The organism is Marinobacterium weihaiense, assembly GCF_019061305.1.
Classification (GTDB): domain Bacteria; phylum Pseudomonadota; class Gammaproteobacteria; order Pseudomonadales; family Balneatricaceae; genus Marinobacterium; species Marinobacterium weihaiense.
Window position 1 is genome coordinate 1 of record NZ_JAHQZT010000056.1, and the last position, 1,666, is coordinate 1,666.

Here is a 1,666-nt window from a genome sequence, read left to right on the forward strand (position 1 = left end):
CTTCGAGGCCGTAATCGGCCACCTGGAAGATCGGCGCGTCGGGGTCCTTGTTGATCGCGACGATCACTTTTGAATCACTCATGCCGGCCAGATGCTGGATGGCACCGGAGATGCCCACCGCCACATACAGCTGCGGTGCCACGATTTTGCCGGTCTGGCCGACCTGATAATCGTTGGGCACGAAACCGGCATCCACGGCGGCGCGGGAAGCCCCCAGTGCGGCGCCCAGGCTGTCGGCCAGCGGCTCCATCACTTCACGGTACTTGTCACCATCGCCCAGTCCGCGACCACCGGAGACCACCACATCGGCAGACCCCAGCTCGGGACGGTCGGACTTGCTCAGTTCACGGCCCAGCAGCGCGGACAGGCCGGCAGGTTCAGCGGCATCGGTGGTCACGATTTCAGCACTGCCCCCCTGCGCGGCCGCATCGAAGGCGGTCGGACGCACGGTCAGCACCTGAATCACTTCCTGTGACTCGACGGTCAGCATGACGTTACCAGCATATATGGGTCGGATGTAGCTGCCAACACCCTTAACCTCAATGACATCAGAGACTTGCGCCACATCCAGCAGCGCGGCCACGCGCGGAGTCAGGTTCTTGCCAAAGGTGGAGCTTGGCGCCAGCACAGCTTGATAGCCGTTTTGCTGCACGGTCTGGACCACCAGCGGCGCCAGCTCTTCGGCCAGCTGGGCGGCGTAATGCTCGGCCTGTACGCTCAACACGCGGCTGACGCCGGCCACGGCGGCCGCCTGCTCGGCCACGGCGCCGGCGGCCTGGCCCGCCACCAGAATGTCCACATCACCACCCAGCTGTGCGGCTGCCGCCACTACGTTCAGGGTCACCGCGTTCAGCTGCTGGTTGTCATGTTCTGCAATTACAAGAGTCTTCATTATCGTCACCTTCAGATCACACGGGCTTCGTTGCGCAGCTTGTCCACCAGCTGGTCGACACTTTCAACCTTGATGCCACCCTGGCGGGCCGCCGGCGGCGCGTAGTTGACAGCACTCAGGCGCGGCGCCACGTCGATGCCCAGTTCCGCCACCGGCTTGGACGCCAGCGGCTTCTTCTTGGCCTTCATGATGTTGGGCAGAGAGGCGTAGCGCGGCTCGTTCAGGCGCAGATCGCTGGTGACCACGGCCGGCAGTGTCAGCTGCAGGGTTTCCAGGCCGCCGTCGATCTCGCGGGTGACCTTGATGACCTCACCTTCCGGCGCCACTTCCGAGGCGAAGGTACCCTGCGGCCAGCCCAGCAGGGCTGCCAGCATCTGGCCGGTCTGGTTGCAGTCGTCATCGATCGCCTGCTTGCCGCAGATCACCAGCTGCGGCTGCTCGTCGGCCACCACCTGTTTGAGGCACTTGGCCACGGCCAGCGGCTCCAGGTCGGCATCGGTCTCCAGGTGAATGGCACGGTCGGCACCCACCGCCAGCGCGGTACGCAGCACTTCCTGGCTCGCTTTCGGGCCGACACTGACCACCACCACTTCGGTGGCGGTGCCCGCTTCCTTCAGGCGGACCGCTTCTTCCACGGCGATTTCATCAAAGGGGTTAATGGCCATCTTGACGTTGTTCAGATCCACGCCGGAGCCATCGGACTTGACGCGCACCTTGACGTTGTAGTCGATGACGCGCTTAACCGGTACCAGTACTTTCATGTTCAATTCCTCG

Annotated in this window: 2 protein-coding genes; both read right to left on the reverse strand. The window is 63.8% G+C overall.

Translation table 11 applies throughout. From position 1 onward, the window contains the following. Positions 1 to 892, reverse strand: an 892-nt coding sequence (locus KTN04_RS16515; protein WP_217336321.1) for an electron transfer flavoprotein subunit alpha/FixB family protein, incomplete at its 3' end; no start/stop codon positions are given. 11 nt (positions 893 to 903) lie between these two features. Continuing rightward, positions 904 to 1,653, reverse strand: coding sequence for an electron transfer flavoprotein subunit beta/FixA family protein (locus tag KTN04_RS16520; protein ID WP_217336322.1), 750 nt, complete (start codon positions 1,651 to 1,653; stop codon positions 904 to 906). Positions 1,654 to 1,666 lie beyond the last annotated feature (13 nt).